Raw genomic sequence first — 20618 nt, forward strand, 5'->3', positions numbered from 1 at the left:
TGGTGAATAGTGTTCTCTCGATTTCATTCAATACCCCCGATTGTCTCATCGTAACAATCGGGACTGTCTGTGAAAATCAGGATACCTCAGAAAAGAGTTCGCCGGGGTTTAGCGACAAAAGCCGCGCTGGATCAAGCTGTCTCAAAGTGCCATTTGACTTCCACGCCAGACTGGTCGGATCATGGCCTTATGACGATCGTACGACATCTGTTTATCCTGCTGATGGTAGAGGTGCTGCTCCTCGGGAGTATCGCCCACTTGGTCGTGGGACTCCCCTGGTTGCTGACCCTGCTGTTTGTAGTGTTTGCCCTGCTTGGAATGCGTTGTCTGGTGGTGCTCGGCAGCTGGCTGTTTACCCGTTTCTACCCCTCCCCGGCTATCGGTGCCTGGTGCCGGGTGAAGATGATGGCGCAGGAGATGCTGGCCTACCTCTACACCTTCACCTTGTTGCTGCCGTTTGAACCTTTGCTGATGGCACCCGATCGGCTGCGTCCATGCCAGCGCCCCGTATTGCTGGTGCATGGTTACGGTTGCAGTCGTGGGATCTGGCGTATCCAGCGGGCCCGACTGGAAGCCGCAGGCCATGTGGTTGCCACCATTACCCTGATGCCGCCGTTTGGTCATATCGACGAGATGGTGCCACTGCTGGCCACCCGGATTGACGATGTGCTGGCGCAGACCGGGGCTGACAAGCTGTTGCTGGTCGGTCACAGCATGGGCGGGCTGGTCTGCCGCGACTATCTGGCTATCCATGGCGGTGACAAGGTCGCGCGCCTGATCACCCTGGCCACCCCCCATCAGGGCAGTCAGCTGGCCGCCCTTGGGCTCGGGGCCAATGCCCGCGAGATGGAGCCCGGTTCCGGCTGGTTGCAGCGTTTTGCCTCGGTGCCACTTTGCGTTCCCGGTATTTCGGTGCGCACCAGTCACGACAATGTGGTGATGCCGCAGGAGCGGCAACGATTGGCGGGCATGGAAGATATCGAATTGCCCGCCATCGGCCATCTCTCTTTGCTCTACTCCCGCCGCACCACCGATCTGCTGCTTGACCTGCTGGCCCGGGCCTGACCTTCCTTAATCGTGCAACCAAATAAAACAGGGGCCTGATTGCTCAGGCCCCTGTTGATCTCTTTATCGTATCACCCGGTTAGAAGTGGATCCCCTTGATCAGGGTCGAGACGGCAACCTGATCGGCGGTTGCCTTGGACTTGTCGCCATCCTTGGGATCGGCAAAGGTGCGGAAGCTGGTGTTCATGATCACCTGCGCAACGCGAGGTGCCAGGGCATGCACCACCTGGCCAAACACCCCGAGGCGAGTGGCCAGCCGCACATGCTTGTTGATGATGGTATCGCATACCAGATCGGCAGCCTCTTCAGGCGTCATCATCGGTACCTGCTCATAGACCTTGGTCGGCGCGACCATCGGCGTTTTCACCAGCGGCATATTGATGATGGAGAAGCTCACCCCTTTATCGGCAAACTCGGAGGCGGCGGTACGCACCCAGGCATCGAGGGCCGATTTGGAGGCAACATAGGCGGAGAAGCGCGGCGCATTGGTCAACACCCCGATGGAGGAGATGTTGATGATGTGCCCTTTTTTCTTCTCGATCATGGTGGGCAGCACCCCCATGATCACCTTGAGTGCGCCAAAGTAGTTGAGCTGCATGGTGCGCTCCAGATCGTGGAAGCGATCGAAGGAGTCTTCGATGGAGCGGCGGATGGAGCGGCCGGCATTGTTGACCAGAATATCGACGCCGCCGTGATCGGCCACGATGCGAGCGGTGATCTCCTCGGCCTGGGCCAGATTGGAGAGATCCCCCTGATAGATTTCGATGGTCAGCCCCAGCTCGGCAAACTCCGCTTTAGTCTCGGCAATCTTCTGCTCGTCGCGGGCGATGGTCACGACGTTGGCCCCTGCCCCCGCCAGCTTGCGTGCGGTTGCACGGCCAATGCCTGAGGTGGCCCCGGTTACCAGCACCACCTTGCCCTCTACCCGACCGCGCAGGGAGCGATCGATGAAGAGCTCCGGGTCGAGGTGGCGCTCCCAGTAATCCCACAGCCGCCAGGCGTAGCTGTGCAGCGGCGGCACTTCGATACCGGTCCCTTTCAGTACTCGCTGGGTTTCGCGACTGTCGAAACGGGTGGGGTAACTGATAAGGCGGAACACATCCTTGGGTAGACCCAGATCGGCGATGGCGGCATCGCGGATGCGGCGCACCGGTGCCATGGTCATCAGCATGGCGGTCAGGTGGCGGGGAATGAAATTAAAGAGAGAGGCGTTGATGCGGATCGCAGGCTCCGGCGCATGGGCGGCGCGGGAGAAGGTGCTCAGCATGTCGCCGACCCGCATCGGGTTGGGGTCGGTCAGATGGAAGGTTTTGTTCTCCTCTCCCTCTTGATGGGCGATATGCTCCATGGCATCGACCACAAAGTTGACCGGCACGATATTGATACGGCCCCCTTCCACCCCGATGGCCGGCACCCAGGGCGGCAGCAGACGGCGCAGCTTCTGGATGGTCTTGAAGAAGTAGTAAGGGCCGTCGATCTTGTCCATCTCGCCGGTGTTGGAGTCACCGACGACGATGCCAGGACGGTAGACTCGCCACGGAACTGTGCACTCATTGCGCACAATCCCTTCCGCTTCGTGCTTGGTCTGGAAATAAGGCATGTCGAGGTGTTCGGCTTCATCGAACATGTCCTCGCGAAACAGACCGTCGAACAGGCCCGCTGCAGCGATGGAGCTGCAGTGGTGGAACTGCCCCGCCCCCAGCCGCTCGGCAAGTTGCACAGCCTGACGGGTCCCTTCGGTGTTGACCTGCTGCTGGATCCCCGCCTTGGCGTTGAGATCATAGATGGCAGCCAGATGGAAGAAGTGGTCGATGTTGCCGATCAACTGCTCCTGCATCTCGACCGATACCCCCAGCAGCGGTTGCGTCATGTCGCCAAAAACCGGGACTGCGCGTGATTCATCCACATTCCAGAATGAGAACAGCTCTGGCAATTTCTCCTGATGAGAGGCGCGCATCAGAAAATAGACGGTACAGTCGGGATGCTGTTGGAATAACTTTTTGATCAATCGACGCCCGATAAAACCACTACCGCCAGTAATGAAATAGTTCATAAAGAGAATCCTGCTACTGATTAGGGTGTTACTAGGTTGTTAGATATATCACGATTCATATGGAAATCCGCAATTTGATTGTCGGTTCGTGAGCAAACCCTAATTTCGGTGGTGTGCCTGTTCCGTTATTAGGTAGAACCCTCTATTTTTTGTCCCTAGACTGAAGTTGAAAAATCAGTAATGCCACAACCCGATTGCAGTTTCGTTGTCGCCATTACATTTATCTGTCGTTATTCAAGGAGAAGATCATGGCTAAAAAACTTAAAGCGCTGGCAGGTTCAGTGACCGACAACCAACTCACCTCCACCATCAAGGAGTCCACCCAGCAGATCTGGTTGGCCGGCTTGGGCGCCTATGCCAAGGCGCAGGAAGAGGGTGGCAAGATATTCGAAGCTCTGGTGCAGGAAGGGGAAGCGCTGCAAGCCAAAACCCGTCAAAGTGCCGACGAGAAGATTGCCGCAGTGACCGACAAGACCGCCAATACCTGGGGCCGTCTGGAGCAGGTGTTCGAAGATCGCGTGGCCCGCGCTGTGGCCAGCCTCGGCATCCCGACCCGCAAGGATATCGACAAGCTCTCCAAGCGCATGGCCGAGCTGACCGACGTGGTCCAGCAACTCCTGGATGCACAGGAAGAGGAGGCCCCTGCCGCTGAAGCCAAACCGGCTGCCGCCAAAAAGCCCGCGGCCCGCAAGCCTCCGGTAAAGAAGGCACCGGTAGCCAAGGCTAAAGAGGCCGTGGTTGAGCAGGCCGCCGATCTCCTCTCCGCCGCTGAAGATGCGGTGAAAGAGGTGAAGGCCAAAGCGGAAAGCGTTCTGCCCTGATCCCTCACGGTGACGGAAGGTGATTAATACCGGCCCATGCCCTTAGCTGGGCCGGTCTTGTCATGGAGAGAGTTATGGATAGGGAGGCGACGCTATGAGTACCATCGCAATTGCCCTTGCTGGCGGCGGGCCGCTCGGCGGCATCTACGAGATCGGTGCCTGCGCAGCCCTCTCTGACAGCATCAACGGCTTGCGCCTTGACCATGCTGATATCTATGTCGGCGTCAGTTCGGGGGCCGTGGTGGCATCGGCGCTGGCCAACGGCATCTCGCCGGCTAAGTTGGTGCGGATCCTGCTCAGTGATGATTCGGGGGAGATGTTTGACCCGGCCACCTTGCTGCGACCCGCCTTTCGTGAATACGCTGACCGCCTGACCTCGCTCCCGCCACTGGCGTGGCAGAGCCTGACCTACTATCTGGCGGCGCCCTGGAAGCGCAGCCTGTTTGAATCGCTGCAGGGGCTCTCCAAGGCCATTCCGACCGGACTGTTCGACAACCGCGGGGTGGATCGCACCCTGACCCAGTTTTTCTCTCGTCCAGGCCGCAGCAACGATTTCCGCCAGCTGCGCAGCCGACTGTTTGTGGTCGCTACCGAACTCGATACCGGCCATCCGGTCGCCTTCGGCAGCCCGGGGCTCGATGACGTGCCCATCTCGGCGGCAGTACAGGCGTCAGCCGCCCTGCCCGGCCTCTTTCCCCCTTCATTGATTAACGGGCGTTACTATGTGGACGGGGCGCTGATCAAGACCCTGCACGCTTCGGTAGCGCTGGAAGAGGGGGCGGATCTGGTGTTCTGCATCAATCCGCTGGTGCCCTATGATGCGGACATGGCCGCCGGCGCGCCGACCAATCTGGTGGACAGCGGTCTGCCGGTGGTGCTGGCCCAGACCTTTCGCGCCATCATCCACTCCCGCATGCATGTGGGGATGGATCGCTACAAACACCAATATCCTGACGCTGACGCCCTGCTGTTTGAGCCCTCTTCAGCCGATGGCGAGATGTTCTTCACCAATGTGTTCAGTTACCGGGATCGCCGCCGTCTCTGCGAGCACGCTTACCAGCATACCCGCCGCGATCTCTGGCAGCGTCGTGACGAGCTGGCGCCGGTGCTGGCCAAGCATGGCCTCGAGCTCAATCTGGCTGCGCTGGCCGATGAAAATCGCACCCTGCTGGCCCCCGGCATTGGCTCGGTTGCCGCCCTCGACAAGTCGCTGGAGCAGCTGCAGCACTGGCTTGCCAAACGCTATCGCCACGGCGTGCGCCGTTCATCACCAAAGGAGTAGCATGGATCGCAAACCCAAACGTCGTACCCGGGAGCGGATCCTGACCACTGCCCTCGCCTGTTTCAATCAACAGGGGGAGCCCAGCGTCACCACTTCGGCAATTGCAGCCGAGATGGAGATCAGCCAAGGCAATCTCTACTACCACTTTCACCACAAGGAGGAGATCGTCAACGCCCTGTTCTGCGAATTTGAACAGCAGATGGATCGCCTGCTGGAGGCGGTCAGCACCCCGTCCGATGAGCCAGAAGATATCTGGCTCTTTCTCCACCTGATGTTTGAAGCCATCTGGCAGTACCGTTTCCTCTACTACGATATCGCGACCCTGATGAGTGGTTATCATCAGGTGGAGCAGCGCTTTTCCGCCCTACTGCGCCGCAAGGAGCAGACCGCCATCGCCATTTGCAACCATCTGCAAACGGTCGGGCTGATGGAGGGCACGGCGCAACAGATGCGCACGCTGGCGGCCAATGTGGCGCTGGTTGGCACATTCTGGATCTCTTATCAGCGGGCACTGCACCCCAAGGCGGACGCCGATATTGCCCTCGGCGTCTTTCAGGTGATGCAGCTGGTCGCACCCTATTTGCGGGCCGATGCCCGCGCTCATCTGGGCGCCCTCGCCCACCACTACACCGACAAGGTTTGATTCACATGCTACAGGGAGAACAAGCATGACCACTTCACAACTCGAATTTGTCCCCTTCCCCTACGCGGATGCGGCCTATGACTATGCCGGCCAGAAGCTGGCGGACAACTGGGATCGTCTCCATCAGGGGGATGCCGAACCCTGGCCCGAGGATGAGCAGGTACAGGATGCCTGGCAGGCCTATCATGCCGGGGATTTTGCCCGGGCCGTCGCCCTTGGCGAAGCGGCCGGTGAGGCGGGTCTCAATGTGGCGAACAAGGCACTGGTGATCCACGCCAGCTATCTGCTGGAGGACAAGTATGCCAAGCGATCCGCCTTCGAGCGAGCGGCCAGCCATGCCGAGAAGCTGCAAAAGCGTCAGCCCAAGAACGCCAATGCCTGGTATTTCCACGCGCTGGCACTCGGGCGCTACAGCCAGGTGATCTCCATCTCCAAGGCCCTCTCGCAAGGAATTGGCGACAAGATCAAGGCAAGCCTTGAGAAGGCGCTGGAGCTGGCGCCAGATCACGCCGAGGCCCATATTGCCTTTGGCGCCTGGCATGCGGAGATCGTCGACAAGTTGGGGGCCATGATCGGCGGCCTCACCTATGGCGCCAAGAAGGAGGAGTCCGAGCGTCACTTCAAGGAGGCGCTGGCGCTGATCCCCGACTCCGCCATCGCGCGGATGGAGTATGCCAATGCCCAGGTGATGCTGCATGGCAAAAGCCGCCTGAAAGCAGCCGAAGCTCTCTATGCCGAAGCGGCCGAATGCGAACCGATGGATGCGATGGAGCGCCTCGATGTGGAGGCTGCTCGGGAAGAGCTGGAGGATTAACCGCCACTCTTGCCACGGATAGACACAAAACAAGAGGCCAACCCGCGGGTTGGCCTCTTTTATGATGGGTGCTGACCGGTTGGAATACGCCGCCACCGGTCTATCAAATGCACGATCAACCGAGCAGCGCATCCAGTCCGTTGGGGTCGAACAACAGCTCCGGCTCCATCAGCACCAGCAACAGCAGTTGCTCGAACTCTACCGCAAACCGCTCGACCACCCGATCCGGATCCGGTACCAGCTTCTTGTCGGTGATTAGGCCCAGTTGCACCTTGTGATCGTAAGAGAGGATGGAGACGCCGACGCCGATATCCCCCGATTGCGGCACCCAGAACAGCGGCTGACGCAATTTTGCTCCAGCCAGATAGAGGGTCTGCTGCGGGCCGGGCACGTTGGTGATCACGGCACTGGCCTTGGCTGTGAGCAACTCGACGGCCTGCTGCTGCACCGCATTGGGTGCCATGCCAAGGGCATGTAACAGGTTGAGCACCACCACGGGTTGCAGCGAGGTGCGGAGCGCCTGCATCCGGTCACGCACGGTATAGAGCCGCTGCAACGGGTGTTCAACATCCAGTGGCAAGTCCAGGGCCACCAGCCCGAAGCGGTTGCCAAGTGCCCCCTCATCGTCCGGTGCACGCATATTGACTGGCACCAGGGCGCGTATCTTGACCTTGTTGGCATCATCCCCCTTCTCCTGCAGGTAGTGGCGAAACGCCCCTGCGGTGGCGGCGATCAGCAGATCGTTGACCGAGCAGCCCAGTACCTTGCCCACCGCCTTGATATCCGGCAGATCAATTTGCTCCGACCAGGCCACCCGCTTGGTGCTGGTGGTCTTGCCCCGCAGGCGGCAGGGGGAGTCATCACCGAGGGTGGCGATATTGCACAGCTCACTCGCCAGATCGCGCCCGGTCTTGAGGTAATCCACCGCCTTGGTGGGATGGGTGACCACTTCGACATATTTGGACCAGAGGCTACCGGTCAGCTTGAGACCGGCCCGTACCAGACGGCTGCCCTGGTGGCAATCCTCCTCATCCTCGTCATCGCTGTCATCCATTGGCTCCGGTGACGGTGGTCGCGACGCCCCTTCCGGGGTGTTATCCATCATGGTCAGCATGGCCCGCACCAGCGAGAAGCCGTCTCCCATGGCGTGGTGAATGCGCACCACCAGCGCTTGCCCACCCAGCGAAGTGTCGGTCAGGTGCATATCCCACAGGGGGCGCTGGTGGTTGAGCGGCGTCGAGGCGAGATCGGCCACCAGCTTCTCCAGCTCCAGCTTGCCCGCTTCACCCGGCAGGATCACTCGCTTGAGGTGCTGATCGAGATCGAAATCGGGATCATGACGCCAGTAATAGGAGCCCCCCTCCAGCACGGCCCGTTGGTGGAAGCGGGGTTGCACCGAAATGGTATGGCGCAATCCGGCCCGCAGACGCGCTTCATCAAGCTCCCCTTCAAACATCAGGACACCGATGATCTGCATCAGGTTGTTGGGTCTGTCCATGCGTAACCAGGCGGTATCGACGCAGGAGATAAATTCACTCAGTGGCATGGTTGTTTCCCTACAAAATGAATTTACCGAGGCGGCAAATTGCTCCTGCCCTCATATCCGGATGAAGACTTGATGCAATCAGAATGACTTTAATGAGTGCCGACTCGAAATATGAAATAAAGATGAAAGATTACTGACAAATAGAATCAAGACCTCGCTGGATAATAAATCTGACAAACCATATGGCTTGCAAACTTATTTCAAACAGCCATCGTTTACAGCTGGTTTATTTAAACCAGTGCAACGAAGAGTTTCAAACACGTTTGGGGCAAGGTAAGCGATTGTCGACATAATCGAGGATCTCTTGCTCCAGTACGCTGCGTACCGGCAACAGCATCAAACCAAGATGCACTTCCAGTTCCAGGGTATCTTCGTCCAGGGTGAGAGTGCCATGTACCCCTGAGCCGCGAAAACGAAGCTCGGTCTCCTCTTTATCTGCCCATTCGCAATCGAGTTGATAGCTCTCGCTCATGTCCGCAGCGATGGCTTCGGCCGCGATCCGGGCGGCGGACAATCCCAGCGGATGCTGACGGCTGATCTGGATGGTAGAGAGTGCGCTGCTGCCAGCGAGCGAGTTGAAGAACATGGTCGTTACTCTGGGTCATAAGTTAGTTATTGATATTAAACACATGTTCACAACAAATGAAAGGATGGTTCACATAAATGGGACTCACTTAACAGAGTCGAGAGGGATGAAGGCCATCAGCGGGGCATGGCATTTATTCCCTCTCCCGTGCGCGCTACACTTGTCACGGAACGGTCAGCAAAAGCTGCTTGTTTTTCATTCACTTGTATCTTCGTATCACCGAATCCCCATCAATGGGCCCAAGGTCAGAGAGCTGTAGATGACGCATCAAGAACATGCCCACGACGACGATAGCACCCTGGGTCGGCTCTACCGCCAGCTCAAGCGGGTTGCAGCCTTGCGCGAGCAGATGCGTGCCCACCCGGAAGATCAGCAGGATCGGGATCGGCTACGCCAGTGGCAGGCTGACCGGTTGGGGCGAACCCATCGAGACCTGCTGGAGAGTGACCGCTACGGCCCTGCCGCCGAGTTTTTCCTGACCGATCTCTATGGCCCGGGGGATTGTGCCCGCCGCGATGCGGATGTGATGCGGGTGATGCCGACCGCCGAGCGGCTGTTGCCGGAGTCCGGTCTCAACGTGCTGGCGCAGGCGATCGAGCTCGACGCTCTCTCCGAAGAGCTGGATTACCTTATGGTGGTGGCGCTGCGGCGCATTGATGGCATAGCTCCCATCACGCCGGACCACTACACCATCGCCTATCGTGCCGTGGGTGAACAGGCGCGCCGCGAGCATCAGATCTCCCTGGTCAGCGAGCTTGGCATGACGCTGGACTGGTTGGCGAGAAAGCCGCTGCTGGGGGCAACCCTCAAGCTGGTGTCAGGGCCCGCCCATCTGGCGGGGCTGGGCGAGCTCTTCTCCTTTGTCGAGCGCGGCTATCAGGTGTGTCATCAGATGGGGCGTGCCAACGAGTTTCTCGAGACCATCGCCAGTCGCGAGACGGCCATCATGACGGCGCTTTTTAACGGCGACAGCAGTGCGCTGGGGTGAGGCTTATCGAGGGATAAGCTACCAGAATAACAAAGCGGGCCGATGAGCCCGCTTTTCGTTTATCACTGTTTGCCGATATGTAGCCCAATACAAGGCCGGTCAGATCACCAGCAGATCCATAAAGGCGTGTACCGGGGTGGCGGCAAGGCGCGGCCCATCCTGGCAGAGGGCCAGAATGTCGTTGACCCGTTTGGCCGGGAAGCGGGTAGCCAGATTGTGTTGGAATTTCTCCACCAGCAGCGGGATCCCCTCCTCCCGGCGACGGCGATGGCCGACCGGATACTCCACCTCCACCTTGGCGGTGTGAGTGCCGTCCTTGAAGAAGATCTGGATGGCGTTGGCGATGGAGCGCTTGTCTGCCTCCAGATATTCGCGGCTGTAGCGTTTATCCTCCTGCACCACCATCTTGCCGCGTAGCGTATCGATGCGGGGATCGGCGGCGACATCGTCCTCGTAATCTTCGGCGATGAGGCGACCGAAGATGAGCGACACCGCCACCATGTACTGCAGGCAGTGATCCCGATCGGCCGGGTTGTTGAGGGCGCCGACCTTGCTGATGATGCGAATGGCCGACTCATGGGTGGTGAGCTCGATACGGTCTATCTCATCCAGCCGCCCCTTCACCTGCCCATGCAGCTTCATGGCGCACTCCACCGCGGTCTGGGCATGGAACTCGGCGGGATAAGAGATCTTGAACAGCACGTTCTCCATCACATAGCTGCCGTATTCCTGATGCAGGGCGAACTGGTTGCCCTTGAACAGCACATCGTAGAAGCCCCACTTGGGGGCGCTCAGCACACCGGGATAGCCCATCTCGCCGCTCATGGTGATAAGGGCGAGGCGCACCGCGCGGGAGGTGGCATCCCCCGCCGCCCAGCTTTTGCGCGACCCCGCATTGGGGGCATGGCGATAGGTACGCAGGCTCTGGCCATCGACCCAGGCCTGGGATACCGCATCGATTACCTGATCGCGGGTGCCGCCAAGCATATGAGTCACCACGGCGGTACTGGCGACCTTGACCAGTACCACGTGATCGAGACCGACCCGATTGAAGGAGTTCTCCAGCGCCAGCACCCCCTGAATTTCGTGGGTTTTGACCATGGCCACCAGCACATCGGCCATGGTGAGCGGCGCCTTGCCCTCGGCCACGCGGGTACGGGAGAGCCAGTCGGCAGTGGCCAGAATGCCGCCCAGATTGTCGGAGGGGTGACCCCACTCGGCGGCCAGCCAGGTGTCGTTGTAATCGAGCCAGCGGATGATGGCACCGATGTCCCAGGCCGCCTTGACCGGGTCGAGGCAGAGCTGGGTGCCGGGCACCCGGGCGCCATGGGGTACCAGTGTACCGGGGACGATAGGGCCAAGGTGCTTGGTACACTCGGGGAAGCGCAGAGCCAAGAGGCCACAGCCCAGCGTGTCCATCAGGCAGTAGCGGGCGGTGTCGAGAGCCGCCTCGCAGGTTACGGGGTGGTTGCAGACATAATCGGCAATATCGACCAGCACCTGATCGGGGTCTGGTCTGTGGTTGACGTCGACGTTGGCGGACATCGTGACTTCCTTATCGTTGTTGTAGAGAGACAAAGTGACGGGGGGCCGGGCCGACATAATCGGCGCTCGGGCGGATGATCCGGTTGTGCTCGCGCTGCTCCATCACGTGGGCGCACCACCCGGTGACCCGCGAGCAGACGAAGATAGGCGTGAACAGCTTGGTCGGGATCCCCATGTAGTGATAGGCGCTGGCGTGGAAGAAGTCGGCGTTGGGAAAGAGCTCTTTCTCCTCCCACATCACCTTCTCCGCCTCGCAGGAGACGCGATAGAGGCGATCATCCCCTACCGCCTCGGCAAGCTTGGCCGACCACTCCTTGATGATGACGTTGCGTGGATCCGAGGTGCGGTAGATGGCGTGGCCAAAGCCCATGATCTTCTCCTTGGCCGCCAGCTTGGCCAGCAGTTCGCGCCTTGCCTGCGCTTCATCTTGCCAATCTTCGATCATCGCCATGGCCGCCTCGTTGGCACCGCCGTGGAGCGGGCCACGCAGGGTACCGATGGCGGCGGTGATGCAGGAGAACATGTCGGAAAGAGTTGAGGCGCAGACCCGCGCCGCAAAGGTGGAGGCGTTGAACTCATGCTCGGCGTAGAGGATAAGGGAGACATGCATCACCTGCCGCTCCAGCTCGCTCGGCGCCTTCTGGTGCAGCAGCGCGAGGAAATGGCCACCGATACACTCTTCATCGGTATCGAGGGCGATGCGAACTCCCTCGTGACTGAACTTGTACCAGTAGATCAGAATGCCCGGAAAGGCGGCCAGCAGCCGATCCGCCACTTCATGCTCATGCTCGAAACCATCTTCTGGCTCCAGATCGCCGAGCATGGAGCAGCCAGTGCGCAGCACATCCATGGGATGGGCATCGGCGGGAATGCGCTCAAGTACCTCCAACAGCGGCTGGGGCAAGGTGCGCAGGCGACGCAGCTCGCGCTTGTAGGCGTCAAGCTGCTGCTCACCGGGCAACTCCCCCTTGAGCAGCAGATAGGCGACCTCTTCGAACTGGGCGCTGTCGGCCAGCTCCTTGATGTCATAGCCGCGATAGGTAAGACCGGTGCCGCTCTTGCCCACGGTGCAGATACTGGTCTCCCCTGCGCTTTGACCGCGCAGACCGGCCCCACCCAACGGTTTTTGCTGTCCCATAAGCTGCCTCCTATTCCTTGGCTGTAAACAGACGATCCAGTGTCTGCTCGTAGTGGTGATATCCGAGGAAGTCGTAGAGCGACTCCCGGGTCTGCATGGTCTCCAGGACGGCTCGCTGATGGCCATCCTGGCGAATATGGTGATAGACGTTGAGGGCGGCCTGATTGGCGGCGCGGTTGGCGCTTAACGGGTAGAGCACCATGTCGACCCCGTGCGCGGCCAGTTGCTCTTTGTCAAACAGCGCGGTTTTGCCGAACTCGGTCATGTTGGCGAGGATCGGCACTTTGGCCGCCAGCTTGAACTGGTCGTACTGGGCAAGCTCGGCCACCGCCTCGGCGAAGATCATGTCGGCACCTGCTGCCACATAGGCGGCGGTGCGTTCAAGAGCAGACTCCATCCCCTCCACCGCCAGTGCATCGGTGCGGGCCATGATGACGAACTCGCTATTCTCACGGGCATCCACCGCTGCCTTGATGCGATCGCACATCTCCTCAAGCGTGACCACCGCCTTGTTGGGGCGATGACCGCAGCGCTTCTGGGCAACTTGATCTTCCATATGGACAGCGGCAACACCGGCCCGCTCGAACGCGCGAATGGTGCGGGCGATATTGAATGCCCCGCCCCAGCCGGTATCGATATCGACCAGTAGCGGCACACTGGTCGCAGCAGTTATCCGTTCAGCATCGATCAGCACGTCGTTGAGGGAGGTCATACCGAGATCCGGCAAGCCGTAGGAGGCATTGGCCACTCCGGCGCCGGAGAGATAGAGGGCTTGAAAGCCGCTGCGCTCGGCCATCAGCGCCATATAGGCATTGATGGTGCCGACGATCTGTAGTGGCTTTTCGTTGGTAAGGGCGGTGCGAAAGCGCAGGCCTGCCGAGGGGGACAAACTGGACATCATGACTCCTTTCACCTGTCTAGTCTGGCTATCTAATATCACGTTTACGTTAACGTCAATTATACTTTCGTAACATTCCGGCCGCAGGCAAGACAGGAAACCGGTTTTAGGGTAAATTTCACCAATTCCTTCAACAGGTTGAATTGTATGATGGAGCCCGGTTCCGTAATTGTCTGTCCGGCGTGCGACTTGCTGATCCAGCGCAAAGCACTGCCGCTGCGTCGCCATGCCCACTGCCCGCGTTGTCACCAACATCTCTATGGCCGTTATGCCTTTCGTCCCTCCCAGTTGATGGCCCTGACCATCACCGGATTTCTGCTGCTGCCCTCCGCCTTTTTTGAACCGCTGATCTATCTGCGGCTGGCTGGGGTCAATACCGACGCCGACCTGCTGCGCGGTATTCTGGTGCTGTTTGGCGAGGGCGAATGGTGGGTGGCCAGCCTGGTGCTCTGGTGCGCCGTGTTGGCGCCGGTGGGATTATTGGCGGGGATCTTTGTGCTGGCTTCGGGTCTGGCCAAACGTTGGCACATTCTTCCCGTCACCTTAAAGCTGGTCGAGGTGTTTCGCCACTGGGCCATGCTGGAGGTCTATATCGTCAGCCTGCTGGTTGCCCTGTTCAAACTGATCGACATCGCCGATGTGCGCCTCGGTGGCGGCTTGCTCAGCCTCGGTATTCTGATGCTGCTCAACATGACCCTGCTGATCCTGTTTGACCCCGCCCCCTACTGGGCGCGGATCCCGTTAAAGGAGCCGGAACATGACCAGCGCCCGTGAGATGGGGCTCTGCCGCTGCCATACTTGCGGTCTTCTGGTGCGTTATCAAGTCGAGGCAGTCTGCCCCCGCTGCAGCAGCAAGCTGCAGGTGCGCATTCCCCGCTCCCTCGCCTGGTCGTGGGGCTTGCTGGCGCTCGCCACCTTTATGTTGCTGCCTGCCAATCTGTTGCCCATTACCCACTTCTACAACAAGGGGTTACTGCAGTCAGATACCATCTTCAGCGGTATCATGATGCTCTATCGCAGCAAAATGAGCGGGATTGCCACCATAGTCCTCACCGCCAGCATACTGGTACCCGTGGGCAAGATATTGGGTCTGGGCTGGATCTGCTGGCAGTTGCAGCGGGCCAAACCGGTGCGGCGCAAGCGCCAGCTGGTGATGTATCGGGTGATCGATTTTATCGGTCGCTGGTCGATGCTGGACTTGTTCGTGATTTCGCTGATGGTGGCACTGGTCGATCGGGGTGTGCTGCTGAGTGTCCGCGCAGGCCCAGGGGCCACCGCCTTTGCCGGTGTGGTGGTGCTGACCATGATGTCGGCCCGCATGCTCGATACCCGTTTACTGTGGGACAAGGCGGCCCGTTAATGATTTCTCTGTTTTTGTCTGATGTGCTGTTTAATCCAGCCAATAAGGAGTCGGTATGATCGGGGCTGAACCCGTCATTGAAAAGCGTCGCTGGTTATCGCCGGTCTGGCTGTTACCCCTGATAGCCCTGCTGCTGGCAGGTGGCTTTCTCTATCAGCAGGTATTGAGCCGTGGCCAGCTTATCCAGATCAACTTCGCCCAGGGCAACGGCATCTTGCCGGGTAAAACCCAAGTTCGTTATCAGGGGGTGGCCATCGGCGTGGTGCAAGAGCTGGAGCTGGCTGAAGATGGCCGCAAGATTGCGGTGATGGCCAAGATTGACAGCCGTGCCAGACCACTGATCCGCAAGGGATCCGACTTCTGGCTGGTGAGCCCCAAGGCATCGCTGACCGAGATCTCCGGTCTCGATACCCTGGTCTCCGGCAACTACATCAACCTGCAGCCGGGGCGTGAAAGCAATCCGCTGGAGGAGACCTTCGATGCACTGGAGGGCCCTCCTCCCGGCTATCAGGCTCAGGGGCGGATGCTGCACCTGACCGCCGATTCGCTGGGTTCTGTGGGGATTGGCGCCAAGCTCTATTTCCGCGGTATCGAGGTGGGCAGCGTCATCAATACCCGCCTGGGTCAAGACAACCAGAACGTCATTCTGGATCTGGTGATCGAGCCGCGTTTCGAGCATCTGGTCAAAGCCGATACCCGCTTCTGGAACATCAGTGGCATCAAGGGCTCCTTCAGTCTGGCCGGGGTAAGCGTGGAGGCAGGCAGCCTCACCTCCATTCTGAGCGGCGGCATTGCCTTTGACTCACCCAAAGATTCACCGGAGCCGGAGAAGGGACAGACTTTCGTCCTCTATAAAGGGCTGGCGGAAGCGGCACGCGGTGCGCGTATCGACATTGCGGCTGGCGATCTTCCGGTCAAGGATGGGATGCCCATCCTCTATGAGGGGATCGAGATTGGTCGTATCGACCCCATTCGCCTCACCGACAAAGGCCGGGTGGTCACAGCGCTGATCAACCCGGAGCAGGCCTATCGCATTACCGACAAGAGTCAACTGGTGTGGGAGAGCGTATCCCTCTCCGCGACCGGCGTGCAGCATGCAGATCGCCTGCTCTCCGGCCCGGCCATTCGCCTGGACTATGTAGCGGGCAAACCGGTACAGAAGATGACCCTGACCGATCGCGCGCCCCAGAGCGGCACCAAGGTGACGCTGCAGGCTGACGATCTGGCGGGGCTCAATCAGGATGCACCTGTCTGGTACAAGGGATTGCAGGTGGGCCGTATCAGCCAGCTCACCCTGGATGCGCGCGGCAATGCCAGCGTCGAGCTGGTGATGGCGCCGAACTATGGTCACCTGCTCAACCGTGCCCGCTTCTATCGCGCCGCCCCGTTGCAGATCGATGCCGATCTGAGTGGCATCAAGGTAGAAACCAGTCCGGCCAGTGCCTGGCTGGGGGGCGGGATCAAGCTGGTACAAGCCAGCAGTGGCGAGCGGATTAACCGTCTCTACCCCAGTCAGGAGCTGGCACTGCTCGGTACCCGTGATGCCAAGCCCCAGCGCTGGTTGCTCAAGGCAGGTCAGGCCGATGGCATTGGCATTGGCTCACCTGTGCTCTATCTGGGGTTGGAAGCGGGCAAGGTCAAACAGCTGCGCGCCGCCAAAGAGGGGGTCGAGATCGAACTCGAGATTGATGGAATCTATGCTCCCCTCCTCGCCCAACAACCCCAGTTCTGGAAAAAACCGGCCATCGACACCAAGGTGCGGGTCGATGGGGTTCAGGTCAAAGTGGGTAACCTCGGTACCCTGCTGCGCGGTGCCATCGAGTTCGACCGGTTGGCCAATGGCCGCAGCAGCCATCAACTGTTCGATTCCAGGGAGCAAGCCAAGGCCAAGGTGCGCCAGCTGTCACTGGTAGCAGAGAGCAATCCGGGGCTCGGGATTGGCAGCCCGATCCGCTATCGCGGGGTCGATATAGGCAAAATTGAAGAGATCGAGCTGGAGCCGTCACTGGGTCAGGTGATCTTCAAGGCCGAACTCGATGGCCACTACGCCGAGCGTTTCCTGCAGTCCGGCGCCCGCTTTACTCTGGTGCAGGCCAAGCTGGGGCTCGGCGGGGTTGCGCACCTCGATACCCTGATCAAGGGGGCGTTTGTAGAAGCACAACCGGGTAAAGGCGCAGGCAAAGATCGCTTCCCCTTGAGTCAAGTCGGCCCTGTGGGTCTGGCCCTGACCCTCAAGAGCCCCTCCGTCAATGGCCTGAGCGTCGGCAGCCCGCTGCTTTTTCGCAAGATGGTGGTGGGCAGTGTCACCAAGGTGGCGCTGGCTCGGGATGGTAGCGAGGTGGTGATCGATGTCAACGTGGATCTGGAGTATGCCCATTTGGTGCGGGCCAACTCCCGTTTCTGGAATGTCTCCGGGGTCAAGGCGGATATCGGTCTGACCGGCGGCACTATCGAAGTGGAGACAGTGCAGAGCCTGCTGGCCGGCGGCATCGCCTTCAATACGCCGGAGAGAGAGATGGGGTCAACCGTCAAGGCTGGCCACAGCTATCCGCTTTACGGCAAGGCTGAGAAAGAGTGGCTGGAGTGGAGTCCGCGTATCCAGCCCTGATCTCTTCCCTTTGTATCTCATCCAAGCCCGGCACAGTGCCGGGCTTTTTTATATTCCAGTGCCTGTTGATAGGGTTCAGATTCAGAATATTCTTAGCCTTGTGATAGGATATCGCCCCTCTTTTTCGGTCAACGAGATGGCACAGTGCACGACAACACCTTCCTTCCCGATTACTTTTTACGCCACATTGCGGCCATCATGCCGGCCCATCTCTCGATGGATGAGTTTGTGGCCAGTTGTCGACGTCCGCTGCGACGCAGCATTCGGGTCAACACCTTGAAAATCGCCGTCTCGGATTTCGTCGCGCTGATGGAGCCACTGGGTTGGCAGCTTGACCCTGTCCCCTGGTGTGATACCGGCTTCTGGCTGACCCGCAGCGATGAAACTGTCCCCCTTGGCAACACCGCCGAGCACTTGAGCGGGCTCTTCTACATTCAGGAAGCGAGCTCCATGCTGCCGGTGACGGCACTCTTTGCCAGCGACAAGATCAAAGCGGACGGCATGTTGCTGGATGCGGCGGCAGCCCCCGGTTCCAAGACCACCCAGATCGCCGCCCTGATGAACAATCAGGGGATGTTGGTTGCCAACGAGTTTTCCAGCAGCCGGTTGAAAGTGCTGAGCGCCAATATCCAGCGTTGCGGCGTGACCAATGTGGGCATGACCCATTTTGATGCCAAGGTGTTTGGCCAGTGGTTGCCGGAGACATTCGATGCCATCCTGCTCGATGCCCCCTGCTCCGGCGAAGGGACTGTGCGAAAAGATGAAGATGCCCTGCGCAACTGGAGCATCGAGAGCATCGACGAGATCGCGGCGGTGCAGCAAGGGTTGCTGGAGAGCGCCTTCCATGCCTTGAAACCGGGCGGTGTGCTGGTCTACTCCACCTGCACCTTGAGCCAGCAGGAGAATCAGGCGGTCTGCCAATCCCTGCTGGACAAGTTTGGCGATGCGTTGAGTTTTGACTCGCTGGCCGACCTGTTCCCTCATGCAGAGCAGGCCTGCACATCCGAAGGATACCTGCACGTTTGGCCCCAGATCTTCGACAGTGAAGGCTTTTTCGTCGCCAGATTGCGTAAGCATCACTCGGTGCCCAACACCATGTTCAAGCCGGGCAAGCTGGGCAAATTCCCCTTCCTGCCGCTGGCAGCGAAAGAGTCAGAGCCCATGCTGCGCGAGATTGAAGCCAACTTCGGGGTGGCACCTCAGGGTCAGCTGTTTGGCCGCAATGACGAGATCTGGCTCTTCCCCCAGCTGTTTGATCAGGTGCAGGGCAAGCTGCGTTTCGATCGCATCGGCATCAAGTTGGCCGAGACCTTCAAGAAGGGTTATCGCCTCACTCATGAGTGGGCACTGGCCTATGGCGATAAAGCGAGCAAGGGGGTAGTCGAACTGGATAGCGCCAATGCGCGGGAATTCATGATGGGGCGGGACGTCTGGCCAGAACATGATGCTGGCGTTGGCGAGGTGATCGTCCGCTATCAGGGACATACCCTGGGGATGGGGAAATGGGTGGGGAGTCGGGTCAAGAATGCCCTCCCCCGCGAGCTGGTGCGTGACAACAATCTGTTCAATGCGTAGTGGGCCGTTCGGTGCATCAGCACTTGAACGAGTCCGAAATACCCACACTCTGGTTGAACTTTTATTCGGATCTTGAAAAGCCTTGAGCCTTGTCTAAGCTTAAGGCAATCCGAACACCAGTTAGCGCACGGCTCTGCAAGGAGCCAATTCCCCTATGCCAGGTACAAGGAATTCGTACCTGGCTTTTTTTATCTCTTCACGTATCGCTGTTACTTCACTCTTGTGTCTATTCAACGGTCTCTTCGACCTGTGTGGCGACTCTGTTTTCAAACGGAGGTTCTCTACCCAGCTCATGTTGGTAGAGCAGATCGATCGCCTGCTCGATGAGTGATGCCTGACTGTCTTCGAGATGAAGACCCAGTGCGGCCAATCGTTCGGTGTGGCGATTGCTGATCCAGCATTGCAGCCGGGTATGGGTCTCCTGTTTGCGTTTTACATGTTGGCGCTGCCGCTCGGCATTGTTTTGGGGCCCCGCCTCTTGCTCTTCACGCCCTGTCATTTCTTGGCTCATATGTCCTTGCGATGTTCCATTTCCGGATTTGTTATCTCTCATCACATGCCATTATCCATTGGAAGATGCCCTTCCGCTTTGGGCTGTTGGCTTGCGCGACAAATATATCATTAGATCAACAGGATATCATTTAACATAAATAATTCATATGCGCAGTCAGGATGTCAGAGCAAGCCATCAAGGGCATGATCAGAGAATTTGTGGGCGTCATCGAAGTACTCCTGCAGGGTTCGCATATCCTTGTGGCGAGTGATTTCAATGATCTTGTTCATCGGCTTTCCGGCCGTTACCGCAGAGGTGATAAATCCACGCCGTAGGCTATGGCCACTGACATAGAGATCATCGATGGTTTGGCCGGTTCGCCGCTTGATCATCAGATTGATGCCCTGGGGGCCGAGTGGTTCGGCCATCAGTTGACCCCAACGATTCATGCGCCGAAATAGCGGCCCCTCGCTGATCCGGCTTTTGTGTAACCACTTTTGCAGTGCCGAGACGGGACAGTAGTGCTTGCCCGGGATCAGGGCGATCTCGGTTTCATGCAACTGATGTTTGCTCGGTTTGAGGCGAAGGCGGATCCCCTGCCCCATAAAATCGAGATCGCTCACCTCAATTCGGGCCGCTTCCGAACGGCGCAAGGCGCCACTGAACATCAGCAGTATCAGGGTGTGATCACGCAAACCCGCGAGGTCATTGGTGTCGATGCCATCCAGCACCTGGGTCAAAGGTTGCAGCGTCAGGGCACCGGTTTTGCGCTTGCGGTTATCCCCCAACCTGACAATACCGCGCATCATCTCCTTGATTTCGGGATGTTCGGTGGGCATGGGGTGAATGCCTTTCTGCTTGAAGGCATAACGGATCCCGGCAAGCCGTCTCACCAGGGTTGCCGGTTTACGAGGTTCACCATTGCGCAGCTCCCCTTTTCCCTCCTCTTTATCCAGCCATACCCAGTCGGCCAATACGCCGTCAGCCTGATCTGCGAGAAAATTCATGATGTCGTGATGGGTCGTTTGCAGCGGATCCAGCCCGTGTAATTGGCACCAGAAGACAAAAATACGGGTATCCGCCTGATAGGCATTGAGTGTGGAATCCGCTTTTGCACTGCGCAAAAAGCGGCGTGCCCGACTATTTAGCTGCGCATCGAAAACAGTCTGCAGTGACTGATGAGCCGGATTGGATAAGGTTGGA

Annotated in this window: 18 protein-coding genes; 10 read left to right on the plus strand and 8 right to left on the minus strand. The window is 59.0% G+C overall.

Annotated features, from left to right (window positions below; all coding sequences use genetic code 11):
• Window positions 1-189 precede the first annotated feature (189 nt).
• Window positions 190-1065, plus strand: a complete 876-nt coding sequence (locus tag ACW5W8_RS17410) for an esterase/lipase family protein (RefSeq protein ID WP_498629110.1) — start codon at window positions 190-192, stop codon at window positions 1063-1065.
• Between the two features lie 79 nt (window positions 1066-1144).
• Here the strand turns inward: ACW5W8_RS17410 and ACW5W8_RS17415 are convergent, their stop codons facing one another.
• A complete protein-coding gene (locus ACW5W8_RS17415; RefSeq protein WP_498629112.1) occupies window positions 1145-3118 on the minus strand; it encodes an SDR family oxidoreductase in 1974 nt (657 codons plus the stop codon).
• Window positions 3119-3366: 248 nt separating this feature from the next.
• Here ACW5W8_RS17415 and ACW5W8_RS17420 point away from each other — a divergent pair, with 248 nt between their 5' ends.
• The 4 genes from ACW5W8_RS17420 to ACW5W8_RS17435 all read left to right on the plus strand — a co-directional run bounded on the left by ACW5W8_RS17420 (window position 3367) and on the right by ACW5W8_RS17435 (window position 6678).
• Complete coding sequence (locus ACW5W8_RS17420; RefSeq protein WP_005333118.1) at window positions 3367-3939, plus strand: phasin family protein; 573 nt, start codon at window positions 3367-3369, stop codon at window positions 3937-3939.
• Window positions 3940-4033: 94 nt separating this feature from the next.
• Window positions 4034-5221: a patatin-like phospholipase family protein gene (locus ACW5W8_RS17425; protein WP_498629114.1), complete on the plus strand. Its 1188-nt coding sequence runs from the start codon at window positions 4034-4036 to the stop codon at window positions 5219-5221.
• A gap of 1 nt (window position 5222) precedes the next feature.
• Complete coding sequence (locus ACW5W8_RS17430; protein WP_498629116.1) at window positions 5223-5864, plus strand: TetR/AcrR family transcriptional regulator; 642 nt, start codon at window positions 5223-5225, stop codon at window positions 5862-5864.
• Window positions 5865-5889: 25 nt separating this feature from the next.
• Window positions 5890-6678 (plus strand): hypothetical protein, encoded by a 789-nt coding sequence (locus ACW5W8_RS17435; protein WP_498629118.1) that lies wholly within the window; start codon window positions 5890-5892, stop codon window positions 6676-6678.
• A 115-nt stretch (window positions 6679-6793) separates the two neighbouring features.
• On the opposite strand, the gene ACW5W8_RS17440 is transcribed toward ACW5W8_RS17435, so the two are convergent.
• Together ACW5W8_RS17440 and ACW5W8_RS17445 are read right to left on the minus strand one after the other, a co-directional pair.
• Entirely contained in the window at window positions 6794-8224 is a 1431-nt protein-coding gene (locus tag ACW5W8_RS17440) for a wax ester/triacylglycerol synthase family O-acyltransferase (protein WP_498629120.1), read from the minus strand.
• Between the two features lie 253 nt (window positions 8225-8477).
• Window positions 8478-8810, minus strand: coding sequence for a polyhydroxyalkanoic acid system family protein (locus ACW5W8_RS17445; RefSeq protein ID WP_498629122.1), 333 nt, complete (start codon window positions 8808-8810; stop codon window positions 8478-8480).
• Between the two features lie 259 nt (window positions 8811-9069).
• Here ACW5W8_RS17445 and ACW5W8_RS17450 point away from each other — a divergent pair, with 259 nt between their 5' ends.
• Window positions 9070-9798, plus strand: coding sequence for a DUF8198 family protein (locus ACW5W8_RS17450; protein WP_498629124.1), 729 nt, complete (start codon window positions 9070-9072; stop codon window positions 9796-9798).
• A 99-nt stretch (window positions 9799-9897) separates the two neighbouring features.
• Here ACW5W8_RS17450 and ACW5W8_RS17455 read toward each other — a convergent pair whose 3' ends face one another.
• From ACW5W8_RS17455 to prpB, 3 genes are read right to left on the minus strand one after another with little or no spacing between them, the layout of a single operon-like run.
• The gene (locus ACW5W8_RS17455; RefSeq protein WP_498629126.1) at window positions 9898-11343 is read right to left on the minus strand and encodes a bifunctional 2-methylcitrate dehydratase/aconitate hydratase; all 1446 of its coding nucleotides are present in this window, start codon (window positions 11341-11343) and stop codon (window positions 9898-9900) included.
• A gap of 10 nt (window positions 11344-11353) precedes the next feature.
• Window positions 11354-12481, minus strand: coding sequence for a bifunctional 2-methylcitrate synthase/citrate synthase (prpC, locus tag ACW5W8_RS17460; protein ID WP_498629128.1), 1128 nt, complete (start codon window positions 12479-12481; stop codon window positions 11354-11356).
• 10 nt (window positions 12482-12491) lie between these two features.
• Complete coding sequence (gene prpB, locus ACW5W8_RS17465) at window positions 12492-13379, minus strand: methylisocitrate lyase (RefSeq protein ID WP_498629158.1); 888 nt, start codon at window positions 13377-13379, stop codon at window positions 12492-12494.
• 147 nt (window positions 13380-13526) lie between these two features.
• On the opposite strand from prpB, the gene ACW5W8_RS17470 reads away from it, so the two are divergent.
• The 4 genes from ACW5W8_RS17470 to rsmF all read left to right on the plus strand — a co-directional run bounded on the left by ACW5W8_RS17470 (window position 13527) and on the right by rsmF (window position 18922).
• Window positions 13527-14153, plus strand: a complete 627-nt coding sequence (locus ACW5W8_RS17470) for a paraquat-inducible protein A (protein WP_005345516.1) — start codon at window positions 13527-13529, stop codon at window positions 14151-14153.
• Window positions 14137-14739 carry a paraquat-inducible protein A gene (locus ACW5W8_RS17475; RefSeq protein ID WP_498629130.1) on the plus strand — a complete coding sequence of 201 codons (603 nt, stop codon included), beginning with the start codon at window positions 14137-14139 and terminating at the stop codon, window positions 14737-14739. Before ACW5W8_RS17470 ends, ACW5W8_RS17475 begins: the two co-directional genes overlap by 17 nt.
• Before the next feature lie 55 nt (window positions 14740-14794).
• Window positions 14795-17347: a PqiB family protein gene (locus ACW5W8_RS17480; RefSeq protein WP_498629132.1), complete on the plus strand. Its 2553-nt coding sequence runs from the start codon at window positions 14795-14797 to the stop codon at window positions 17345-17347.
• A 144-nt stretch (window positions 17348-17491) separates the two neighbouring features.
• Entirely contained in the window at window positions 17492-18922 is a 1431-nt protein-coding gene (gene rsmF / locus ACW5W8_RS17485) for a 16S rRNA (cytosine(1407)-C(5))-methyltransferase RsmF (RefSeq protein ID WP_498629133.1), read from the plus strand.
• A 226-nt stretch (window positions 18923-19148) separates the two neighbouring features.
• Here the strand turns inward: rsmF and ACW5W8_RS17490 are convergent, their stop codons facing one another.
• Both ACW5W8_RS17490 and ACW5W8_RS17495 read right to left on the minus strand, forming a co-directional pair.
• Window positions 19149-19421 (minus strand): RepB family protein, encoded by a 273-nt coding sequence (locus ACW5W8_RS17490; RefSeq protein ID WP_498629160.1) that lies wholly within the window; start codon window positions 19419-19421, stop codon window positions 19149-19151.
• Window positions 19422-19597: 176 nt separating this feature from the next.
• Window positions 19598-20539 carry a site-specific integrase gene (locus tag ACW5W8_RS17495; RefSeq protein WP_498629135.1) on the minus strand — a complete coding sequence of 314 codons (942 nt, stop codon included), beginning with the start codon at window positions 20537-20539 and terminating at the stop codon, window positions 19598-19600.
• Window positions 20540-20618 lie beyond the last annotated feature (79 nt).

It is taken from the genome of Aeromonas aquatilis, from assembly GCF_054052405.1.